General features: G+C 59.2%; 16 protein-coding genes. 8 read left to right on the top strand and 8 right to left on the bottom strand.

What is annotated here, in order from left to right:
- Window positions 1-31 precede the first annotated feature (31 nt).
- Window positions 32-1,111: a tRNA epoxyqueuosine(34) reductase QueG gene (gene queG / locus VC35_RS10600; protein WP_046039815.1), complete on the top strand. Its 1,080-nt coding sequence runs from the start codon at window positions 32-34 to the stop codon at window positions 1,109-1,111.
- Window positions 1,112-1,131: 20 nt separating this feature from the next.
- Here the strand turns inward: queG and VC35_RS10595 are convergent, their stop codons facing one another.
- The 5 genes from VC35_RS10595 to orn form a co-directional block, all read right to left on the bottom strand.
- Window positions 1,132-5,862: an RHS repeat-associated core domain-containing protein gene (locus tag VC35_RS10595; RefSeq protein ID WP_046039813.1), complete on the bottom strand. Its 4,731-nt coding sequence runs from the start codon at window positions 5,860-5,862 to the stop codon at window positions 1,132-1,134.
- Window positions 5,863-5,930: 68 nt separating this feature from the next.
- Window positions 5,931-6,920, bottom strand: coding sequence for a hypothetical protein (locus VC35_RS10590; protein WP_046039812.1), 990 nt, complete (start codon window positions 6,918-6,920; stop codon window positions 5,931-5,933).
- A gap of 242 nt (window positions 6,921-7,162) precedes the next feature.
- Complete coding sequence (locus VC35_RS10585; RefSeq protein ID WP_259674433.1) at window positions 7,163-10,954, bottom strand: dermonecrotic toxin domain-containing protein; 3,792 nt, start codon at window positions 10,952-10,954, stop codon at window positions 7,163-7,165.
- A gap of 334 nt (window positions 10,955-11,288) precedes the next feature.
- Window positions 11,289-11,900 carry a trimeric intracellular cation channel family protein gene (locus tag VC35_RS10580; RefSeq protein WP_046039809.1) on the bottom strand — a complete coding sequence of 204 codons (612 nt, stop codon included), beginning with the start codon at window positions 11,898-11,900 and terminating at the stop codon, window positions 11,289-11,291.
- Window positions 11,901-12,123: 223 nt separating this feature from the next.
- Window positions 12,124-12,666 carry an oligoribonuclease gene (gene orn / locus VC35_RS10575; protein ID WP_046039808.1) on the bottom strand — a complete coding sequence of 181 codons (543 nt, stop codon included), beginning with the start codon at window positions 12,664-12,666 and terminating at the stop codon, window positions 12,124-12,126.
- 107 nt (window positions 12,667-12,773) lie between these two features.
- Here orn and rsgA point away from each other — a divergent pair, with 107 nt between their 5' ends.
- From rsgA to VC35_RS10555, 4 genes are all read left to right on the top strand, one after another.
- Window positions 12,774-13,805: a small ribosomal subunit biogenesis GTPase RsgA gene (gene rsgA / locus VC35_RS10570; RefSeq protein ID WP_007978809.1), complete on the top strand. Its 1,032-nt coding sequence runs from the start codon at window positions 12,774-12,776 to the stop codon at window positions 13,803-13,805.
- Between the two features lie 202 nt (window positions 13,806-14,007).
- Window positions 14,008-14,415: a TIR domain-containing protein gene (locus VC35_RS10565; RefSeq protein WP_046039806.1), complete on the top strand. Its 408-nt coding sequence runs from the start codon at window positions 14,008-14,010 to the stop codon at window positions 14,413-14,415.
- Between the two features lie 2 nt (window positions 14,416-14,417).
- A complete protein-coding gene (locus VC35_RS10560; protein WP_046039804.1) occupies window positions 14,418-15,377 on the top strand; it encodes a caspase family protein in 960 nt (319 codons plus the stop codon).
- The gene (locus VC35_RS10555; RefSeq protein ID WP_046039803.1) at window positions 15,377-15,868 is read left to right on the top strand and encodes a toll/interleukin-1 receptor domain-containing protein; all 492 of its coding nucleotides are present in this window, start codon (window positions 15,377-15,379) and stop codon (window positions 15,866-15,868) included. Before VC35_RS10560 ends, VC35_RS10555 begins: the two co-directional genes overlap by 1 nt.
- Before the next feature lie 51 nt (window positions 15,869-15,919).
- On the opposite strand, the gene motB is transcribed toward VC35_RS10555, so the two are convergent.
- Window positions 15,920-16,966, bottom strand: coding sequence for a flagellar motor protein MotB (gene motB / locus VC35_RS10550; RefSeq protein WP_046039802.1), 1,047 nt, complete (start codon window positions 16,964-16,966; stop codon window positions 15,920-15,922).
- Window positions 16,967-16,969: 3 nt separating this feature from the next.
- A complete protein-coding gene (gene motA, locus VC35_RS10545) occupies window positions 16,970-17,821 on the bottom strand; it encodes a flagellar motor stator protein MotA (RefSeq protein ID WP_046039800.1) in 852 nt (283 codons plus the stop codon).
- 167 nt (window positions 17,822-17,988) lie between these two features.
- Between motA and VC35_RS10540 the strand changes: the two genes are divergently transcribed.
- From VC35_RS10540 to asd, 3 genes are read left to right on the top strand one after another with little or no spacing between them, the layout of a single operon-like run.
- Window positions 17,989-19,527, top strand: coding sequence for an HDOD domain-containing protein (locus tag VC35_RS10540; RefSeq protein WP_046039799.1), 1,539 nt, complete (start codon window positions 17,989-17,991; stop codon window positions 19,525-19,527).
- Window positions 19,528-19,568: 41 nt separating this feature from the next.
- Entirely contained in the window at window positions 19,569-20,384 is an 816-nt protein-coding gene (gene rhdA / locus VC35_RS10535; protein WP_046039798.1) for a thiosulfate sulfurtransferase, read from the top strand.
- Window positions 20,385-20,402: 18 nt separating this feature from the next.
- On the top strand, window positions 20,403-21,263 hold the full coding sequence (asd, locus tag VC35_RS10530) for an archaetidylserine decarboxylase (protein ID WP_046039797.1): 861 nt from the start codon (window positions 20,403-20,405) through the stop codon (window positions 21,261-21,263).
- A gap of 137 nt (window positions 21,264-21,400) precedes the next feature.
- Here the strand turns inward: asd and serB are convergent, their stop codons facing one another.
- Window positions 21,401-22,615: a phosphoserine phosphatase SerB gene (gene serB / locus VC35_RS10525; RefSeq protein WP_046039796.1), complete on the bottom strand. Its 1,215-nt coding sequence runs from the start codon at window positions 22,613-22,615 to the stop codon at window positions 21,401-21,403.
- Between the last annotated feature and the right edge of the window lie 116 nt (window positions 22,616-22,731).

Raw genomic sequence — 22,731 nt, 5'->3', positions numbered from 1 at the left:
TACGCACCTCAGCTCCGGTTTCTCTCGTCTCATGCCCGCTATTACCACAGACCTGCCTGCTCTCGCCCAATCCATCAAGGACTGGGGTCGCGAGCTGGGCTTCCAGCAAGTCGGCATCAGCGGCCTCGACCTGGCCGAGCATGAGCAGCACCTGGAACGCTGGCTCGAAGCCGGCTACCACGGCGAAATGGACTACATGGGCGCCCACGGCAGCAAACGCTCGCACCCGGAAGAGCTGGTGCCGGGTACGTTGCGCGTGGTTTCGCTGCGCATGGACTACCTGGCCGGCGACACCCAAATGGCGAAAGTGTTGGCCCAACCGGAAAAAGCCTACGTCTCCCGTTATGCTCTGGGCCGTGATTACCACAAGCTGATCCGCAAACGCGTGCAACAACTGGCGGAAAAAATTCAGGCCGAGATCGGCCCGTTCGGCTTTCGTGCCTTCGTCGACAGCGCGCCGGTGCTGGAAAAAGCCATCGCCGAACAGGCGGGTCTTGGATGGATCGGCAAAAATACCCTGGTCTTGAATCGCAAGGCAGGCAGCTATTTCTTCCTCGCCGAACTGTTCGTCGACTTGCCGCTGCCGGTCGACCCGCCCCACGCCACCGAACACTGCGGGCGGTGCAGCGCCTGCCTCGACATCTGCCCAACCAACGCCTTCGTCGGCCCCTATGTGCTGGATGCCCGACGCTGCATTTCCTACCTGACCATCGAACTCAAAGGCGCGATCCCTGAAGACTTGCGGCCGCTGATCGGCAACCGGGTGTTCGGTTGCGATGACTGCCAGATCGTCTGCCCATGGAACCGCTTCGCCCGCCCGTCCGGTGAAAGCGACTTCAAGCCGCGGCACAATCTGGACAATGCCGGGCTGGCGGAACTGTTCATGTGGGATGAAGAGAAATTTCTCAGCAGCACCGAAGGCTCGCCGCTGCGCCGGACCGGTTACGAAAACTGGTTGCGCAACCTGGCGGTGGGGCTGGGGAATGCGCCTTCAACGATCCCGGTGCTGGAGGCGCTGAAGGCGCGACGGGAGTATCCGTCGGAGTTGGTCAGGGAGCATGTGGAGTGGGCGCTACGCCAGCATGCCGAGCGGCAGGCAACGCCGCTGTAACCTGCGCCAATGTAAACAAATCAGGGATGCCCGCCGATTTGCAGGATCTGCACTTCGTGGCTTCTGTCGTGGATCGCGAACGAAACACGGTCCTTGCCTCCGATGCGCACCGTCCATTGATTATTGGCGCCACTCAGTTTCTTGAAAAACGGGTCATCCATCAGCTCGGCCGCCTGCTTGGGATGAAGCCCCTGATCCAGACCGCCTTTGAACTTCTCCCATTCGCCCCGGTAGGCCGGCTTCAGGTCTGACGGGATTGACTCGTCACCAATACCGGTTCGCGTCCACCGCGTCGGGGTACTCGGACCGCTTTCACCGGCCTGGGCTGCCTTCGCGGCCTTTTTGGCCCCCTTGCCCTTGACGATGCCCGAGGCTTTTTTGGCCTTTCCCATCCCGCTGGCCATCGCCTTGGCCGCCGCTTTTGGATCGCTGCTCAGCCCCGACTTGTAGGCCCCGGCCAGCCTGTTGCCTGCCTTGACCGCACTTCGACCCAAGGCACCTACCCCGCAGGCTGCGGACAACCCGCCCGTGACCAGACTCGCCCAGCCCAGTGCGTCACCAACGCCAGAATCCGGCGCAAGTTCATCCACGACAATCCCGGAAATTGCTAACGCGGTCGATGTGGCCGCGAGCGATATGCTCAACAATGCCAAGGGCGTGGCCGCACCCAGGGTGGCAACACTGAGTGCCAGGCCGACAACAGACAGGGTGATGCCAAGCAACGACTGCCAAATGTGCCCGGTCGGGTCTATGCGATTAATCGGGTCGCCCGCGCAGTAGGCGTAGGGGTTCAAGCCACCGGCGCCGAAGGGGCTGAGGTTGTCCGGGCTGATAAAGCGCATCAGTGCTGGGCTGTAGGCTCGATAGCCATTGCCCGGCAGATACAAACCGGTCAGAGGATCGAGTGGCTCGCCGGCGAAGCGCAACAGGCTCAACAGCCCGCCTTCTGACGGACTATGTCCATAAGGGCTGTAGGCCACATGGCGACTCTGTCCAGCCAGAAGCTCGGTCAGCGTGGTCTGTTGCTGATCGATACCCAGCAAGCGAACGCCGGCAGCGTCGCCCTTGCGGTCCTGGCCCAGCAAAATGTCGTCCTGACGCAATGAAGTGCTGGCGTCCGGACCACAGATTTCGTTGATCGCCCGCCCGGCCCGGTAGAAACACTGGATCGCCGTGCCTGACGGCTGCGACAGTTCCGCCAATTGATCCCGCGCATCGTAGTGATAGCTGCGTACCACCGCCCCGACGGCACCCGCCACCTGAGTCAGGCGCCCTAACGCATCGTAAGTCAGCCGACGCGCTTGTTCGTCGACGATCAAGTGACCGTTGGCGTCGTACTGCAACACGACGGGCGCCGGGTAATCCGCATGACTGTTGCGAATGCCCGTCAATTGGGTCGGATCACTGGCGCTGAATTCGAACAACTCGAGATTGCGGCCACCGGGAAATTCGGTTTCCAGGGACACGATGTTGTCGAAGGCGTCGAACACATAGCACTGCCGGATGATTTCTTTGCCCTGGGCGTCCAGCGGTCGTTGTGTGCCCGTACAGGAATAGTTGCCAAGCCGGCCGCGCGAGTCGTAGGAGAACTGCTCGCTGCGCACGACTTCATCTCCCTGCTTCAGGGTCTTTTGCGCCAGCTTCCCCGCCAGGGTGTAGCTCGACGACAGGGTCCGCGTAATGCCACCACTCACTTCGAATGTGCGCGTGACTTCACGCCCCAGATCATCGTAGATCAACCGGGTCACCATCGAACCCTGGCCATCGGTTGCTCGTGCATCAACGGTCGACAGTTGCCCCAGTGCGTTGTAGGCAAACGTGGCTTTGAGCGCAGGCTGCGCAAAGGATTTCGGGCGCCCTTGTTCGTCGTATTCAGTCTTGTGTTCCTCACCCAGCACATCGGTGCAACTGAGCGGCCGACCGAGCAGCGTATACGTGTAGGAGAGGCTCTTCTCGACCGCCTCCACCTTCAAGGTCTCACGCTTGAGACGCCCGGACCGGTAGTACTCCAGTCGGGTTTCGCGCTGTTGCTCGACGCACTTGGTCAATTCGCCGAGTCGCGGGTGATACTCGTAACGGGCCAACAGACCGGTCGCCTTGCGCTCCTTCACGCGGCCACCCAAGTGGTGCTCATATTGAAACTCGATCCGCTCGCCGCTGGGCATCTGCTTCCAGGCTGGCTGGCTGAAACCGGCCTCGTATCCGGCATCGGTCGTCCGGCCGCCACAACGGCTCTGAACCAGGCGCCCAAGTCCGTCAAAACGTTGTTGCCCCAGACTGCGACCGGCCAGCGTGACCTCAATGGGCAAGGGCTCATCACTATGAGCGGCATATTCAGTCTGCACCACATGAGCATCGGGTAGAACGCTGCGGGTCAGGCGATTGAAGACGTCATACTCGAAAGTCGTCCGGTTGCCGACCGGGTCGGTCTGCCCGACACTGCGGCCCAGTCCGTCGTACTCATACTGATGCTTGCCCTGGCGTTGCCCACCGGTATCGAACAGCTCAACGCTGTCGGGTTTTCCGAATGCATTGTAGGTGGTGACCGACTTGCCCATGCCCTCCTGCCATTTCGCCTCCTGCCTGCTGACCGGATCATAATCGCAATGTTCCTGGCGACCATCGGGGTGGACTGTGGTTTTGAGTTGCCCCCAGTCATCGAAATCGAAATGAGTGTTGAGCATTCGCGTCTGCCCCGGCCACCAGTCGGTCAGCGTTTCGTCAGTCAATTGTCCTAGCCTGTCGTAGCGCGTGGCATAAACCTGGCGAAACTCACCCAGTGTTGATTGATCGGCATCCTGCTCATCGATCGAGATCACCCGGCCAAGACCGTCGAAGCAGGTCTTTTGCTGTACGCCGTTGACATCCGTCGTCAGCGTCGCCGCCGGCACATTACCAATGCTCGGCAGTTGATATTGCGTACTGCGCGTCACCGCGAAGGCCGATGTGGAAGCGACCGTTTCACTCAGCACGCGACCGAGGCCGTCGTAGGTGTATTCGACTTGCCCTTCGTCTTCGCTTTGCTCCGCCAACTTCAAGCCGTTGAGTGTCGAATACGTCAGGGTCGATGTTTTGCGGGCGCCATCAAAACTGGTCTCAATGGTTTTCAGGTCGAGCGAGACATCGTTGAAGGTGTAGTAAAACTCGGTTTCATTGGCCATACCGTTACGGGTGGTGGTCTGTTTTTTCAGCAGACCGTGACGCAGGGTGTCCGTTGGCTGATCGACATACATCAGGTCGACCTGTGAACACCGGAGGTCACCGGCCGTCGCCTGCTCATAAAGCACTTTCTGCTCAAGGACTACATCGTGACCGGCCTGCCCGGCCTGCCCGAGCGAACGGTAGCGAAAGCGAACCAGCATAGTCGCGGCATCGGCAAAACCTGATGCGGGGAGCACGGTTCTTTGCTTTTCAAAACGCACAAAACCCAAAGGATCAGCAGGGCAACCGTCAGCACCCGCCGCCGGATAAAACTCCGAAAGGGTGACAACGCCGTTCGCTTCCACCTGTTTGAGCAGGTTGCCCCAGGCGTCAAACTCGGTCTTGATCACTTCTTCGCGAGAGGCCCCGGTCTTGCGATTGTCATAGCGCAGCGTCCGGGCCTTGGGCATCCGAAACTGCGCCGGCTGCCGATCGAAGCTCTTGCCGGGCTCAAGGTGGTACTCAATCGATTGGGACGTCAGCTTCTGATTGCAGGTCCTCACTTGCGCGACCAGCAGATGGTATTTGTTGTAGGTTCGCTTGATGGAACGGTGCACCACGGGCCCCCTCATCAACGTTTCGGTTGAGGCATAGTGGTAATCCGACGAGCTCTGGTAAAGCGTATCGCCGTCTTTGGACCAGCGGATATCCGGGTCATCAAAGCCCAGGAAATTCTGTCGCGAGTAGGTGTAGTTCGTCGTGATTGCAGGCTGCTTTTGCCCGGGGAACACCGTGTGTGAAATCACATAGGGAATGGCGGGGACCGGCGCTCCCGGAGGAAAGCGATGGCCGTCACTCTGGTAGCGAATCAACTCACGGGCGCCCAATGGCGAGGTCATTTGTGTCAGGCACTCGAGCCCCTTGATGGTCTCGTAGGTCATCGACCAGAGCCCACCGTCCGGCAAACGAATGGTGGACACTGCATCGTTAGCCAACTTCAGTACAAAGGTCGCTTCGCATGGAGTACCGGGATTCTGGGTCAGTCTCACCTGCCCTGCGGTGCGGGTGATGCTCAGCAACGTCCGATGTTCGTCTCGCACCGCCGCGAGGACCGGCTCACCATTGATCGCCGTGTAATCGAGCAGGATCGCCGTACCATTGGCGGCAACGATCTTCATTGGCACCGCCAGATCGCTGTCGCCATAAACACGCAACTGCTCACGCAAACCACTCTTGTGCACAACGTCAAAGCGCCCTGGACCGGAGCGCTGAACTTTGAGCGTCTCCAGCTTCAACTCATCAAACACCAGTTGCGTTGATGTCTGCCGCGCCTTGTAACGCTCCCCCGCCGACAGCGTGAACATGCCACTGACGATGTCGTAACGGGTCAATGCCAGGGACCAGCCCTGCCCCAAACCGTCATCGCCGCCATTGAGCGGGCTATAGAAAAGCCTGACCGGCAAGGATGGGCCGTTCATGACTCCGGAGGTCAACTCGCCCAGCGTCAGAGAACAGGTATAGATACCCGTACGGGGATCGACTCCCCCGGCCAGAAAACCTTCAAAGTTGAATGCCGCAGAATGAAAATTCTCCTGTTTTAAAGCAGCCATTTGAACTCCTTTCAAATGTCATGTGCGAATGGTTCTTCATAAAGCTGAAAAACCGCCGAAACCTCGACTCAACCTCTAACCAACAAAAACTCATTGCTTTGAATATCAACAACCAATGACAGATGATGAGTGTTGCCAAACTCATCCAACGCGGTAAAAAAGAAAGGGTCCAGCCTCAGCTCTTCACGACTGAATTTATACACCGGAGGAATACCTTTAAAAGCAACCAGTTCTCCGACGCGTTGAATAACAGGCAACCTGACACCGACAACATCAACTTCTGCTGCTCGTACGGGAAGCATTATCCCCGTAAAAGACCTTGAGCCCCGAAGCGATGTAAGCATGCCTGTGTAGCAAAACTTGACCGGCCATCGGCCCGACTCACCGTACTGATGAGTATCCCAATCAATCAGCTTTACTTGTTGCCCGCCCAAGTACAGGCCAAGGTCATAACGGAACAACCGGACACCATTCCATGCACCGAAGATTTCATGCGACCTCCAGGAAAACAGTTCATGACTGTATTCCGGACTCCGCTCAGCACTAACGACAATGCTTTCATTATTCATTGTACCGTCAGGGTTCACCGTATTGTTGCTTCTATAGACCTTGCCCTGCACCGTCACCTCAGCCGCAATATGCAATTGCCCTATCTCTGAAGATGACACCCAGAACTCAAGCGGGGTGCCCGTAGTTCCGCCAGTCCCTCCAGTGGCTGGAGTCGTTCCCGGCATGTCATGGGCATATCTGTTCTCCAGTACACTTACGCTCCAGCCTGGCACTGGCACGCCTGCATAGGCGTCCTGTGCCAACGGCTGGCCGTCATGAAACCGAATCAGCCGTGTACTGATCAAGTCCGGAAAATACTGCAAGGGCACCGGCGCACCGGACTGGTTGACCGCGACGACAAATACCAAGATCCGGACTTGCATCCTGCCGTTGGCAAAAATTCTTTTAGACTCGACTCCGGGAGCGTCGAATCTTACTTTCAGGCTCGATATCGTAATTTCATCCTGGGTCGAATAACCCGCCACTGTTGGTTTTTTCATATCGTTCATAAGTCAGCCTCATTATTTATCAACGTCATTTAATTCAGACCCTGGCATTAACAAAAAACCCAGAACCCGCATTACGCTGACAACCAATAGCAAACAGCCTGCGTCATTTCAACCGACTAAAATTAACGACCTAAACACCTACAGAAGACAAAACCAGACACTGAACTACAGGTTATTTCCAAAACCAAAAACATTGTTTCCATGCATCTTTAGCTACCCAAATAAACATCAAACAACAATATTCAATTTTCCTCATCGGACACCTCACTGGGACTACCCACCCCACTATCATCAACCTCGGAATCACTCGATGATTCACTTTCACTAAAACCCTCAACTCCATCATCAACCTGAATCAATAGTTTTCTGTCGAGACTGGAGTTTTCATCATATGCAGCAATACGAATTTTGCTCGACTCACTCAATGGGTTGTCAGCAAAGTTGTATTCGACCTCGCGCACGTCTTCGACCTCGAACAATTCGTCCGGCAGTTCCACGATTTGATTGCCGCTCAAGTCGGCATAGCGCAGTTTTTCCAGGTCAAACAACCCTTCAGGGACTACCGTCAACTCCGTTGATCTGAGTCGCAACTCCTCCAGCCCCTTCATGTGCCCCACATGCAGCGTCACCCCCAACGGGTTGTTGTCCAGGTCAAGCCGTTCAAGTCGCTCCATGTGCGCCAGACCGTCCACGGACGCCTCGTCCAAACGCAGATGGCAACCTTCGAGACTCAGGCTGACCAATTCGCGCATACGCAAGGCTGCACCTGGAAACCTGTCCAGTCGCAAACCTTTGAGGGCCAGAAACCTCAGGTTGGGGAAATTTTCGAGGAAATCGCCCATGAGCAGATACGGACTGTCATTGATCAGCAGGAACTCGGAAACATGGCTGAAGTCGGCCGTCACCTTCGGTAGCTCGCCGAGCATATCCAGCCTGGAATAAAACCGGCCGGTATCAAAACGATTGTGATCAGTGAGCTGCCGACGCCAACTCGCCTGCACGGTCTGAGCAAACAGCGTCCGGCGCTGGCGCTGCACGGCGACCTCTCCGGCATTCAGGGATGTCCCGGTCAGCGGGTGAACGGCAGGGACATCCGCGGCCCAGGTCTCCAGGTCATTGACCAATGTAAGGAGTTCACCTTCCAGGCGAGCCACCGCCCCTGATGGATCGCCGGACAGGTGCTCTCGACGCATGATGTCGAGTTGCTCTTCGTCAAGCGTTGGAAACAGCCTTCGAAGACGCTGGGTGATTGACCCGGCCTCCGCTGGAGGACTATCGCCACCGCCCAGCAGATAACCGGTACGACCGATAGCCAGCCGCATGGGAGAGCGACTGCCAGGCTCCAGTGGTGGCTGCCCAAACAGTGCCCTCACTTCAGGGCGAGGCAGCAAGGGAAGACGCCTGAGCGCTTGTTCGAGATCGCGGCCCTGACCTACATGCGGCAGGTCCAGAGCATCGCGCCATGTCTGCGGAAGTGCATGCTGGATCGCGCCAAAAAGATCGTCGGGGCCGTGCAGTAGCTCGCCCCGCTCATCATGGGCCTCATATAGCCCACCCCGCCTGACCAACACTTTACGAGTCGGCGTGTCGACCGCTCCAATACTGTCCAGCAGCAAGCCTTCGAAGTGCCCGTCACGCACCTCCAGGCGAATATCGGCTTTCCAGCCTTCCAGGGACTCGAGCATGTGCAAAGCCAGTCTGTCGGTGTCTGCGCTGGATAACGCATGCAGGTAAAGCCCTTCACAGGCGCGGTTAAGCCGTAACTCGCGCAAGTAAAACAACGCCTCATGCGCTATGCGCCGAGGCATTCCCGGCCTGTTCAGCAGGTGCAGTCGTTCGGCGGCGCTGGCTTCACGCCATAGCTCTTGAGCAATGGTTCGAGGCAGATCCGGAAAAATCCGGCGCATCTGCTGAGTATCCATATCCGCCGCCGACTCGAACACCTCTTCCATAAACGTGAACAGCGACGTTCGGAATTCCTCTGTCCATCGAGCCATCCTCTTACGCAGCAACGTGGCTCGAACATGCCGCGCTGGTAGCGGGTCGTCCGGTGCCGGGCTCAAACCCAGAAGATGTTTCTGCTCGCGCTCGTCAAGGACGTCCCACAAGGCTTCCAATAGATGGCCATCGCCTGACTGACCTTCGGGCAGACTGACCTGCTGCATCTGCAACAAACGTTTTTGCAGTTGAACTTCAGCCTTGGCATGGATGTCCGGATCAGAGCTGAGCATTTGCTCTCGAAAAACCTGAATGCGCTGATCGAGTTTGAACCGTCGGATCGTATCTTCCAGCAAGGCTGGTGGGCGATGTGCGTGAACATGCAAGTGCCGCAACATGGCTTCGTCGATACCGCTGACCGTCAGGATGCGTCGCGCCGTCTCGTCGGAGAATTCCGCAACCGAGTGCCCCAGGCGCCGGAACAGTTGTGCACCTTGCCACTCCATTGGGCGCTCGACTTCATGGGCCCAGGCGCCTTCGCCGTTGTGGGTCAGGCGCGGCCGATAGGCGTTCGGCCGCTCCGGGTGGCGCACGTGGTAGGCGCTGCTGTCAGGGTCGACAGCCACTTCATAGGTGCGACTTTCAAGCGTGAGGAAAGTCTTGCCAGCGTGATGCTCAAGCCCCAGTTCGTCCGTAGCACCTCCCGTCGGTAGTGAGAGAGGTTGCTCATAAGGCGCGAGGTCGGGACTCCACAAACGAGTGCGGCTGTCGTGCAGTATCACCGGTTTGAGCCCCTCGACAAATGCCGATGGCTTGACCGCCAGAACTCTGCCAACCACGGCCGCCGCCGTTCCGAAGGCCGCAAGCTGAGCCAGGTTTTCGGCAATGCCCAGCAGATGATCGGCCGCCTCGGCGACCTGTCCCTCGGCCCAATCGAGAATGCCGGTGAAGGTCTCGTCCAACAGTTGATAGGCTGTGTAGGCCAACATCAACTCGCCCGCGAAAGGCACGAACGGCATGGCTACCAGGGTGGCGACCTGAAGGATGATGGATGCCACCCTCTGCACACTGTCCCAAAACGCCCAGCGCGACTGGCGGTCTTCGTCCGCCGTGGGCACAGCGATGGTGCGTGCATCGTTGAGGATTTTGTTGAGCGCGCCCTGGTACAGCCATTGCCACGGGTCACTCTGAACCTTATGCACGTGAAATCGCAGTACGGGTTTATCAATTGGCGTATTGCGCCAGGCAGGTCGTGGGTCTGCTGGTTGCGGGGGATGCCACTTCACAACGTTCAATTGCTGGTCGAGCGCGGCAAAAAATGCCCCGCGCTGCTCATGGGCGATAAACCGGGCAAAAAACCTTTGGTAGGCCGGTGAGCGCAGTTGCTCTGTCAATACTGCCTTGAACGCCAGCGTCGACGGATACTCCTTGATCGGGTGCTGTGGATCATCGGGTATGTACACCAAAAGCGGCTCAACCCTGGAAGAACGCTCCAGATCACCCGCCAACAGCATGATCCCGGTCAGCCGGGCCGTCATGATCTGCAATTGATAACAATGCATGGCCGGGCTGCGCACGCCATCAAGCAGGCGCAGCAGCAAGGCCTGTGAATCCGCGCCGATATCCCCGTTCATCCGCGCCAACAACACAGCCGCTCTGAACGCGTCCTTTTGACTGCTTTTGACTCTGTATTCAAGGCCGGCTTTGGCTACCGCATCCTTCGGTAATAATATGGCTTCCAATTGCTGTGAGTACTGGCCACCGATATCCAGGTCGCGACAAATCGAAATAAAAACATCAATACCTATTCGCTCATTAATCGACAGTACATTGAAGTGGCCACGAGTATCGGGCTCGCTGATAAAACAGGAAGCACTGTCAAAGTAATTCGCCGCCGATTCTTTCATTTCGAAGTTATGCAGAGCGGCATCAAGCAGGGAAAGGGTTTTAACTTGATACCCCTTCACAATGCCCGTTGGCAGGTAGAGTCGCAGAAACGTTCGGGAGACATCCAGCTCAACACCAAAACGATCTTTCAATGCCTTCTGGAGCAAAGGCTCGGCAAACCGACGGACATCGGCAAGCGGCTCGAACACTCTATCCAGCCTGGACTGCGACAACCAGGCAGTCTTGATAGCTTGAGCCAGGGTGGCGTGAGAGGCCTCTGATGCGGTTCTGTACCAATCAGCAACGGCGACAGGCGCTCGACGCAGCGCCAAGCGTCTGTGAGCTGATGCCTGGATTAGCCAGTCCGGGATTTTTTCTTCGATGAGTCGATTACGACTATTACCAGTGCAACTCTCTGAACATGCATCAACCATTACAAGTAGCCTATAAACTGAAATGAAAAATCAGTTTATAAAAAGTAATAGTTCATAAAGTGTTAAATAATTACCGCACATTTTCTTGAAGCAGTAAGAGTCACAACACTCACTGCTCGTCGTTATAAACAAACTTTGGCATTTCCCAGTGAAAGCGGATCGCCAGCAAGCGCAGCAAAAATCCACCGAACAGGGTGATCAGAATCGATTGTTCACCGGGTAATTGCAGGTAGATACACAGCATGTAACACCATGCCGCCGCAAACGAAACGCTGGCATAGAGCTCACGCCGGAAGATCAGCGGAATATCGTTGCAGAAAATGTCCCGCAGGATGCCGCCGAAGACGCCGGTGATCACGCCACTGACGGAGGCGACCAACATGCCATGGCCCATTTCCAGGGCGGTGATGCAGCCGATCAGGGTGAACGCCACCAGGCCCATGGCATCGAGCACCAGGAACAGAGAACGCAGATGCCGCATCCAGCGCGCCGTGAACACCGTGATCATGGCGGCAGCCGTGGTCAGCACCAGGTATTCCGGGTGTTTGACCCAGGTCAGCGGGTAGTGCCCGAGCAGCACATCGCGCACCGACCCGCCACCCAGCGCCGTGACGCAAGCGATCAGCACCACACCAAACCAGTCCATGCCACGACGGCCGGCAGACAGGGCTCCGGTCATGGCTTCGGTGGTGATGGCAATCAGATAGAGCATCAGCAGCATAGTGGCGGTCCTTGCAGAAAGGCGCGCAGTCTACTGACTTCGCTGGAGCACCAAAAGAGGGCAGACACACCCTGTGGCGAGGGAGCTTGCTCCCGTCCGGCTGCGAAGCAGTCGTAAACCAGCACGCGCGGCTTGCCTGATAGAACACGCTGGCTGGTTTAGGGCCGCTGCGCGCCCCAACGGGGGCAAGCCCCCTCGCCACAGAAGCCCTCGCCGGGCATCTTCAAGCCTTGATGAAATGCTTGCGGTAGTGCTGCAACTCAGCGATGGATTCACGGATATCGTCGAGCGCCAGGTGGGTGCTGCCCTTCTTGAAGCTGTCACGCACGTCCGGTGCCCAGCGCGCAGCCAACTCTTTGAGCGTGGACACGTCGAGGTTACGGTAGTGGAAATAGCTTTCCAAAGATTTCATGTGGGTATAAAGGAAGCGACGGTCCTGGCAGATGCTGTTGCCGCAGATCGGCGATTTGCCCTTCGGCACCCACTTCTCCAGGAAGGCGATGGTTTCGGCTTCGGCTTCGGCCATGCTGATGCGGCTGTCGCGAACCCGCTGGGTCAGCCCGGAACCGCCGTGCTGACGGGTGTTCCACTCATCCATACCGGCGAGGATTGCGTCGCTGTGGTGAATGGCGATCACCGGGCCTTCGGCCAGGGTGTTCAGGTCACTGTCTGTGACGATGGTGGCCATTTCGATGATGACATCGGTGTCCGGGTTCAGACCGGTCATTTCCAGGTCGATCCAGATAAGGTTCTGTGGGTTTTGCATGTGTCGGCTCCTAGGCAATGCTGCGCAGTTTAGCCTAGGCCGGTAGCCGGGCGTGCTAAACTCGCGGCCGTTTTACCTAATCGCTGCATTCTTGATACGGAACACCCATGGCCAAACGCCAACTCAATCGTCGTCAAAACTGGCGCATCGAAAAGATTCAGGGCGAACGCGCTGCCCGCGCCGCCAAACGCGAGTCCTCGGCTGTCGAGGCGCTTGAGGGCGGCGATCTGGGCCCGGAACAGCACGGCCTGGTGATCGCGCACTTCGGTGTGCAGGTCGAAGTCGAGGCCCGCGACGGCGAACTGGCCGGCCAGGTATTCCGTTGTCACCTGCGCGCCAACCTGCCGGCGCTGGTGACCGGTGATCAGGTGGTCTGGCGTGCCGGCAACCAGGGCATCGGCGTGATCGTGGCACAACTGCCGCGCAACACCGAGCTGTGTCGCCCGGACAGCCGTGGTCAGCTCAAGCCTGTTGCGGCGAACGTCGACATGATCGTCATCGTGTTTGCACCGCTGCCCGAGCCCCACGCCAACCTGATCGACCGCTATCTGGTGGCGGCCGAGCATGCGGGCATCAAACCGCTGTTGCTGCTGAACAAATTCGACCTGATCGACGAAAACAACGCTCCTGCGCTGAATGCCTTGCTCGCCGTATACCGCACCCTCGGCTATCCGGTGCTGGAAGTGTCGGCGCATCATGGTAACGGCATGGAGCAATTGCAGACGCAACTGGACGGGCGCATCAGCGTGTTCGTCGGCCAGTCCGGTGTCGGCAAGTCGTCGCTGGTCAACAGCCTGCTGCCGGATGTCGAAACCCGCGTCGGTCCGTTGTCCGAACTGTCTGGCCAGGGTACGCACACCACGACGACCGCGCGCCTGTTCCACTTCCCCGGCGGCGGTGAGCTGATCGACTCCCCGGGTATCCGCGAATTCGGCTTGGGCCACGTCAGCCGTGCCGACGTCGAAGCCGGCTTCATCGAGTTCAACGATCTGCTCGGCACCTGCCGCTTCCGTGACTGCAAGCATGACCGCGAACCCGGTTGCGCCCTGCTCAAGGCCCTTGAAGACGGCCGCGTGCAGCAGCAACGGATGAACAGCTACCGCTCGATCATCGCCAGCCTGCCGGAAAACGGCTACTAAACAGACGTGCCGACCGCCCTGCCTGCAGCGGGGCGGTCGGCGGCTGGATCGCCCCCCCCCCGCTTAAACATCAGACTTTTCTGTAAGACACCCGCACCGACGCTTGTAGGGCATTTCTCTTTAAATCACATCCCCTTGTAGCCGCCAGCCAATAGCCTAGTTTCAGACCCTCTTCGCACTCCAGCGACTCCGAGGGACACCCATGCAAACCTACCACCTGTTCATCAGCCATTCGTGGAACTACTCCGACGCCCACGACAATCTCGTGCGCCTGCTCAACGCCAAGCCCGGTTTCACCTACAAGAATTTTTCGGTGCCACCGGACAACCCGATTGTCGGCGCAAAAACCGACAAACAACTCGAGGAGGCTATCGAAAACAAGATCCGCCCGTGTTCGGCGGTATTGATCATGGCCGGGATGTATTCCACGTACAGCAAGTGGATCAACAAGGAAATCGAGATCGCCAAGCGCATGGGCAAGGTGATCATTGCGATCAAGCCGTTCGGTGCCGAGCGCATTTCCACGGTGGTGCGTGACGCGGCACATGCCGAATGTGCGTGGAACACCAACAGCATCATCGATGCGATTCGCAAGCATACGGCGGTGTAACCATGCGCAAGGGACTGTTTATCGGCATCAACGACTACACCCATGTGTCGCGCCTGAGCGGTTGCAGCAATGACGCCATGGCCATGGCCTCGGTGTTGAGGACCGACGCCAATGGCGATCCGAACTTCAAGAACATCGTACTGACCTCCGCCGAGGACTACCTGAGCCGGGAAAAACTCGAAGACCAGATCGTCGAGCTGTTTTCCGGGGACTGCAATGTCGCGCTGCTGTATTTCGCCGGCCACGGCAGCTTCGATACCGACACCGACGAAGGCATGTTGATCCCGCAGGATTACAAGAGCGCCAAGGACGGGATACGCCTCAGCGACATTCTCAACTGGGCGAGCAAGGCCACGAAGATCAAAAACAAAGTGATCATTCTCGACTGCTGCCAGAGCGGCTCGGCCGGCGAACTGCGCGCCTTGCGCAGTGAGGGCAGCGTGGTCGGAGAAGGCATGACGATTCTGACCGCCTGCAAAAAGGAAGAGCCGGCAATGGAGGGCGTGCAGCACGGCGTGTTCACCGGATTGCTGCTCCAGGCCCTGCACGGTGGAGCAGCGAACATCCTGGGCAAGATCACCCCCGGCAGCCTCTATTCCTTCGTCGACAACGCCCTTGATGCCTGGGAACAGCGTCCGGTGTTCAAGACCAACGTCTCGCAGTTCATTTCCCTGCGTGAAGTGTCACCGCTGATCCCCAAGGAAATCCTGCGCAAACTCCCCGAATGGTTTGCCGAAGCAGAGTCAGTGTACCCCCTTGCCCCCAGCTTTGAGCCCACCGAACCCGAGTTCAACCCGGAACAGGGCGAGGTCTTCGCCCAACTGCAAAAGTGCAACCGCCACAGCCTGGTCGAACCGGTGGACGCCGAACACATGTACTACGCCGCCATCCACTCCACCGGTTGCCGCCTCACCGCCCTCGGTGCCTATTACCGCGAACTCGCGATCAAGGGACATTTCTGATGCCAGTGTTTATCAGCTACCGCCACATGGACCGCGCCCACGCGGTCAAGATCAACGCGCGCCTGATCCAGGCCAACATCAAGACCTACCTCGACGTACTGGATGCCGAATCCCAGACCACCGACGACATCACCGGGGTGATCACCCGCAACATCAGCGAATGCACGCACCTGCTGGCAGTGGTGTCGGAGAAAACCGCGCTGTCCTGGTGGGTGCCGTTCGAAATCGGCGAGGCGACCATTACCAACCGACGCATATGCTCGTTCAAGACCGGCCCGACAGAGCTGCCGCTGTACCTCGATAAATGGCCGAAGCTGACCAGCGACCGGGACATCGAGTTCTTTATCGATGCTTATCGCAACGAAGCGACACTCAAGCGCTCGATGTCACTGGAATCAGTGACCGGCAGCGAGTCGGCGCGCAGCGTCAACAAATCCAATGCGGATCGTTTTCACGCCGATCTCAAGTCCCGAGTCATCCGCGGCTTTTAACGGAGAGAACGCCGACAAAAAAGCCGACATCGCTGTCGGCTTTTTTGTGGGTCACTGCTTGGGCGGTTCAGCCGGTTTAGCTGGCTCGCCCGGTTTCGGTGCCGGGTCGTCGAACAGGTTTAGACGCTCGCGCAGTTCGTGGGCCGGCAGCGGTTCCTTGTCCGCCGGCAACGCGTTCGGGTCGGCCGGTGCAGCCGGTGCGGCCCCCGGAACAGCCGAACCTTGCGGCGCATCAGGAGCAGGCTCCGCCCCTTGCGAACCTTCGATCGCACGCTGGGCTTTCTTGGTCAGCACCACGATGTCAATACGGCGGTTCACCGGGTTGAACGGATGCTCGCGATCGAACAGCGCCGACGAGGCATAGCCGACCACACGCGCCACCTGAGCATCCGGATAACTGCCCGCCACCAGCGCACGCCGTGCGGCGTTGGCACGGTTGGCCGAAAGCTCCCAGTTACCGAAGTCACCGGTGCCGGTGTATGGCTTGGCATCGGTGTGGCCGCTGATGCTGATCTTGTTCGGCACCGCCTTGATGGTGTCTGCCATAGCCAGCAGGATGTCTTCGAAATACGGCTTCAAGCGAGCTGAGCCAGAGTCGAACATCGGGCGGTTTTCCGCGTCCATGATCTGGATACGCAGGCCGTCCGGCGTGATTTCGAACAGGATCTGATCCTTGAACTTCTGCATCTGCGGGTTTTCTTCGACCTTGTTCTGCAGTTCTTGCAGCAACAGTTCGAGGCGCTCTTTTTCGACCTGCTCGGCCATGCCTTCGACCTGATCGGTATCGACGGTGACCTTGTCCGGCTGCGGCTGGGACTTCACCTCGGGGTTGAGGGTGTTTTCCGGCGCCAGGGTCGGCGTGCCGCCCAGATCGATGATGTAGGGCGTGCCGCTTTCGGAAAAGCCGATCGGGTCCTTGAAGTAACCGGCGATGGCAATCTTCTGTTCCGGCGTGGCGGTGGACAGCAGCCACAACACCAGGAAGAACGCCATCATCGCCGTGGCGAAGTCGGCGAAGGCGATTTTCCAGGCGCCCCCGTGGTGCCCGCCGGCGATGCGCTTGACGCGCTTGATGATTATCGGCTGGTTATTTTCCATGGCTTAACGACCGCGAACCGCTTGTTCCAGCTCGGCGAAGCTTGGACGGTGCGCCGGGTACAGGACCTTGCGCCCGAACTCCACGGCCAGCGATGGCGGCATGCCGGAAGCCGAAGCCACCAGCGAGGCCTTGATGGCTTCGTAGACGTTCAGCTCTTCCTTGGCATCGTGGGCCAGGGAATGGGCCAGCGGGCCGAAGAAGCCGTAGGCGGCGAGAATACCGAAGAAGGTACCCACCAGTGCCGCACCCACGTGCAGGCCGATGGACTTCTGGTCGCCTTCACCCAGCGAGGCCATGGTCACCACGATCCCCAGTACCGCCGCGACGATACCGAAACCAGGCATGGCGTCGGCGATGCCGTTGACCGCGTGGGATGGGTGTTCGAGGTCTTCCTTGAGGCTGAACAGTTCCATGTCGAACAGGCCTTCCAGCTCGTGGGGAGCCATATTGCCGGAGGACATGATGCGCAGGTAATCGCAGATGAACGCAGTCATGCGCTCGTCCTTTAGCACCGTCGGGTACTTGGCGAAGATCGGGCTCGCGGCGGCATCTTCGATGTCACCTTCGATGGCCATCATGCCTTCGCGGCGGCTCTTGTTGAGGATCTCGTAGATCAGGCCCAGCACTTCAAGGTAGAAGGCGTGGTTGAAACGCGAACTGAACATGCCCAGGGACTTCTTGAGCACGTGCATCGTCATGTAGCCGGGGTTGGCCTGCAAGAAGGCGCCGAGGGCCGCACCGCCGATGATCATGACCTCGAAAGGCTGGATCAGGGCGGCAATCTTGCCGTGGGAAAGCACGTATCCGCCGAGCACGCTCGCGAATACGACGATGATGCCGATAATTTTAGCCATAGGTTAGGAGAGCACTTACTGAGTCGGGTTCAAGGTCATATTCGGAAGTTAAAAAATCTCTTCTTCTACTTATCGGCAAAACTGCGCCAGACTATAGCCAGTTCAGGCGAAAAGCTAATTTGACCCCTTGCGGGCATAGGTAATGTTGACGATGATCGCCTCCCACCATGGTTAACGAAACGAACGTCCCAACCCCGAAACCGACCACTCTCGAAGGCTGGGTCAAGCTTCTCGATGGCGTGCGCCTGCCGGTTCCGCAAGCCAGCCACGACCTGGTTTGCAGGGCCATCCGCGACAATCGCAGCTCGCTACGCGATATCGCCGACCTCATGCAAAGCAGCCCGGCCCTGGCCTTGAGCGTGATTCGCGAAGCCAACCGGCACCCCCATGGCGGCATGGCCGAGCCTGCGGAAAACCTTGAGGTCGCGATCAATCGCCTCGGCCTGAAACGCACCGAAGAACTGCTCGCGCGCCTGCCCGCCGAACCCCAGTCCGAGATTCCCAAAGCCCTGCGTCAGTTGCAGATGATCAGCCAGCACGCCACGCAACAGGCCAACGGTTTTTTTGCCAGTCGCCTGGCGCGCCTGTGGCAGGACATCCACTGGGGCAGCCTGCTGTTTCTTTCGCCCCTGTGGCCACTGGCACTGACCCATCCAAAACTGCTCGAAGACTGGGAGCTGCGGGTCATCCATAAAGGCGAGTCGGCACACAAAGTCGAGCAGCAACTGTTTGGCGTACGCCTGCTGGACATCGGCCAGGCGCTGGTGGAGGCCTGGCGCTTGCCGATCTGGGTGCAGCAAGGCTATCGACTGCTGCTCACCGAGCAGCGGGAATTGGTGAAAGTGCTGCGCATTGCCCGTGACAGCGGGCATCCACTGCGCCAGCAGAACCGCCTCGATGACGATCCGACCCTTCGCCGCTGGCTCAATCAACCAGCCAATACGGTGCTGCTGGCCAACGGGCTGGCACTGTCGGCGCAACACGCCTGGGACAGCCCCCACAGTGAGCGCTGGCAGTACCTGACCAGCCTTTACCTGCAAATGCCGATGGACGAACTGCAGCAACAATTGCACCAGCAGGCCGCAAACAGCGCACGCCAACACGCCATGCCCGACCTCTGGCACCCCGCCGAGTCGCTGATCTGGCCATGGGGCATGACCCGTGTCCACGCAGGCTTGCTGCCGGCGGCGGCACCCACCGCCGAAGACCTGGCGAAGTGGCGCAAGCAATGCGCCGAATTACTGGTCGAGCCGAGTCGCTTCACCAACGCCATGCACTTGACCATCGCCGCCCGGGACGCCCTCGTGGCCTGCGGCATGCGCCGGGTGATGATCCTGATGGCCGACCGCACCCACGCCAACCTGCGCGTGCACCAGACGGCCGGGCTGCCGAAGGAGGCAGCCGGGTTGAATTTCGTGGTCAGCCAGAGCAACGTGTTGCAGCGCCTGCTCGCGCAGCAGGCCCAGGTGCGCCTGACGCCCGCCAACAACGCGCAATTCTCGGCCCTGTTGCCCAACAGCCTGCGTTCGCAGTTCAGCGGCGAACACTTGCTGCTGCGTTCGCTGGTCAACAATGGCCGGGTGATCATGATCGTCGTGGCGGATCAGGGCGGCGGGCCATTTTCGGAAATTTCCGTACAGGCCTTCGGTAAAACCGCACAGTGCATCGAAAAAGCCCTGCACAGCTTTAGCCACCGAGGCCAATAAGCTGCGTTACAATCCTCCCTTTTGTGCTCTGGAGACCTCACATGTCTGACTTCTCTGGCTTGCCGCTGGTGATCGAGCCGAGCGACTTGCTCCCTCGACTCGACGCCCGCGAACTGATTCTCGTGGACTTGACCAGTCCCGCCCGCTACGCCGAAGGGCACATTCCCGGCGCGCGCTTTGTCGATCCGAAACGCACGCAGCTCGGCCAGGCCCCCGCCCCGGGGCTGATGCCTCCGCAGGCAGCACTCGAAGCGCTGTTTGGTGAGCTGGGACACAACCCCGATGCGGTCTACGTGGTGTATGACGACGAAGGCGGCGGTTGGGCCGGGCGCTTCATCTGGCTGCTGGATGTCATCGGCCACAGCAAGTACCACTATATAGATGGCGGCCTGCCGGCCTGGCTGGCGGAAGGCTTGCCCATGTCGATCCAGATCCCGCCATCCGTGGGCGGCCCGGTTCCACTGACCTTGCACGACGAACCCACCGCCACCCGCGAATACCTGCAAAGCCGTCTCGGCGCCGCCGACCTGGCGATCTGGGATGCACGCGGGCCGCTGGAGTACTCCGGTGAGAAAGTCCTGGCAGCCAAGGGCGGGCACATTCCCGGCGCGGTCAATTTCGAATGGACCGCCGGCATGGATCAGACGCGCCAGCTGCGCATCCGCACCGACATGCCGCAGATTCTCGAACAACTCGGGATCAGCAAAGACAAAGAAGTGATTACCCACTGCCAGACACACCATCGCTCTGGCTTCACCTATCTGGTGGCCAAGGCTCTCGGTTATCCGCGGGTCAAGGGCTACGCCGGCTCCTGGGGCGAATGGGGCAACCATCCCGATACCCCGGTAGAAATTTAAGATTTTTAAGGACCGTTAATGAACAAGCGTCTGTTTCTCCTCGGCCAGTACCTGCTGCCCCACAACCTGCTCTCGCGACTGGCCGGCTGCATCGCCGAATGCCGCGTGCGCTGGTTCAAGAATGCCTTTACCGCCTGGTTCGCCAAGCGTTATCAGGTGGACATGTCCCTGGCGCTGGTCGAAGACCTGACCGCCTACGAGCACTTCAACGCCTTCTTCACCCGCGCCCTGAAAGACGGCGCCCGTCCGCTGGACGAAACCCCGGGCGCGATCCTCAGCCCGGCCGACGGCGCGATCAGCCAGCTCGGCCCGATCGAGCACGGCCGCGTGTTCCAGGCCAAGGGCCACAGCTTCAGCGTGCTGGAATTGTTGGGTGGCGACGCGGCAAACGCTGCGCCGTTCATGGGTGGCGACTTCGCGACCATCTACCTGTCGCCGAAGGACTACCACCGCGTGCACATGCCGCTGGCCGGCACCCTGCGCGAGATGGTCTACATCCCGGGTCGCCTGTTCTCGGTCAACCAGACCACCGCTGAAAACGTTCCGGAACTGTTCGCCCGCAACGAGCGCGTGGCGTGCATTTTCGACACCGAGCGCGGGCCGATGGCTGTGGTGCTGGTGGGTGCGATGATCGTTGCGTCGATTGAAACCGTGTGGGCCGGCCTGGTTACGCCGCCGAAACGCGAGCTGAAAACCTTCCGCTACGACGAAGCCGCGCGCGCGCCGATCCATCTGGAAAAAGGTGCGGAACTGGGACGCTTCAAGCTGGGTTCGACCGCCGTCGTGCTGTTCGGGCCGGATCAGGTGAAGTGGGCTGAAGAAATGACCGCCGGTTCAGCCGTGCAGATGGGGCAGGGCATGGGCTCTCCAAAAGCCTAAGGACCGAGCTGTACCCCTGTGGGAGCGGGCTTGCTCGCGAAAGCGGACTTACGGTCAACATAGATGTTGAATGTGATGACGCCTTCGCGAGCAAGTCGGATCGCCGCACCGCCGCTCCCACATTTGTATCGGGTGTATCAGAGCTGGCCGTCGCGATCGCGGAAGCCCAGCAGGTACAGCACGCCATCCAGGCCCAAGGTGGAAATCGCCTGCTTGGCCGACTGCTTCACCAGCGGCTTGGCGCGGAACGCCACGCCCAACCCGGCAATCGCCAGCATCGGCAAGTCATTGGCACCATCGCCGACCGCAATGGTCTGCTCCAGGCGCAAGCCTTCCTTGTGTGCCAGTTCCTTCAGCAAATCCGCCTTGCGCTGCGCATCGACAATCGGCTCGACCGCCACGCCAGTGACTTTGCCGTCGACCACTTCCAGTTCGTTGGCGAACACGTAGTCGATACCCAGCTTGGCCTGCAATTGCTTGGCGAAGTAAGTGAAGCCGCCCGACAGAATCGCAGTCTTGTAGCCCAGGCGCTTGAGTTCGGCGAACAGGGTTTCGGCGCCTTCGGTCAGGCGCAGCGAGGCGCCGATGGAATCCAGCACATTGACGTCCAGACCTTTGAGCAAGGCCAGGCGCTCCTTGAAGCTGGCGCGGAAGTCCAGTTCACCTGCCATCGCCCGCTCGGTGATTTCCGACACTTTGTCGCCGACGCCGGCAGCCTTGGCCAGCTCATCTATCACTTCGGCTTCGATCAGCGTTGAGTCCATATCGAACACTGCCAGGCGACGGTTGCGACGGAACAGCGAATCTTCCTGGAAGGCGATGTCGACGTTCAGTTCCTGGGCGACGCTGAGGAATTCGGCACGCAGCGCCTGCGGATCAGCCGCTTCGCCACGCACGGAAAACTCGATGCAGCCCTTGCCCTTGTCGGCCGGGGTGTCCAGCGGCATGCGCCCGGACAGACGATCGATGTGATCGATGTTCAGGCCATATTTGGCGGTGATCGAGCTCACGGCCTGCAACTGCCCGGCTGTCACCTTGCGGGTCAACAGGGTCACGATGTGGCGCTTTTTGCCCTGGTTGCCGACCCACTGCTGGTAATCCACTTCGGACACTGGCGTGAAACGCACCTGTTGATCGAGCTCGTAACCCTTGAACAGGATGTCCTTGAGCACAGACTTGCCTTGCTCGGTGTCGGGAATTTCAACCAGGATGCCGAACGACAAGGTGTCGTGGATCACCGCCTGACCGATGTCGAGAATATTCACACCACCCTGGGCCAGAACGCCGGTAATGGCCGCAGTCAGACCCGGACGGTCGACTCCCGTGATGTTTATCAGGACGATTTCGCGCAAGGCGCACCCCCGCAGGTGGAAAAAAACCGCATTCTACCCACTTTCAGTGACCATCGGGCACCGTGAGCGCTTTGACGGCCTAGGGCCTGTCGCTATACTGCGCGTCAACTCCACGG

Origin of the sequence: Pseudomonas fluorescens (assembly GCF_000967965.1) — a bacterium.
GTDB classification, from domain to species: domain Bacteria; phylum Pseudomonadota; class Gammaproteobacteria; order Pseudomonadales; family Pseudomonadaceae; genus Aquipseudomonas; species Aquipseudomonas grandcourensis.
This window is presented reverse-complemented; position numbering and strand designations above follow the sequence as displayed.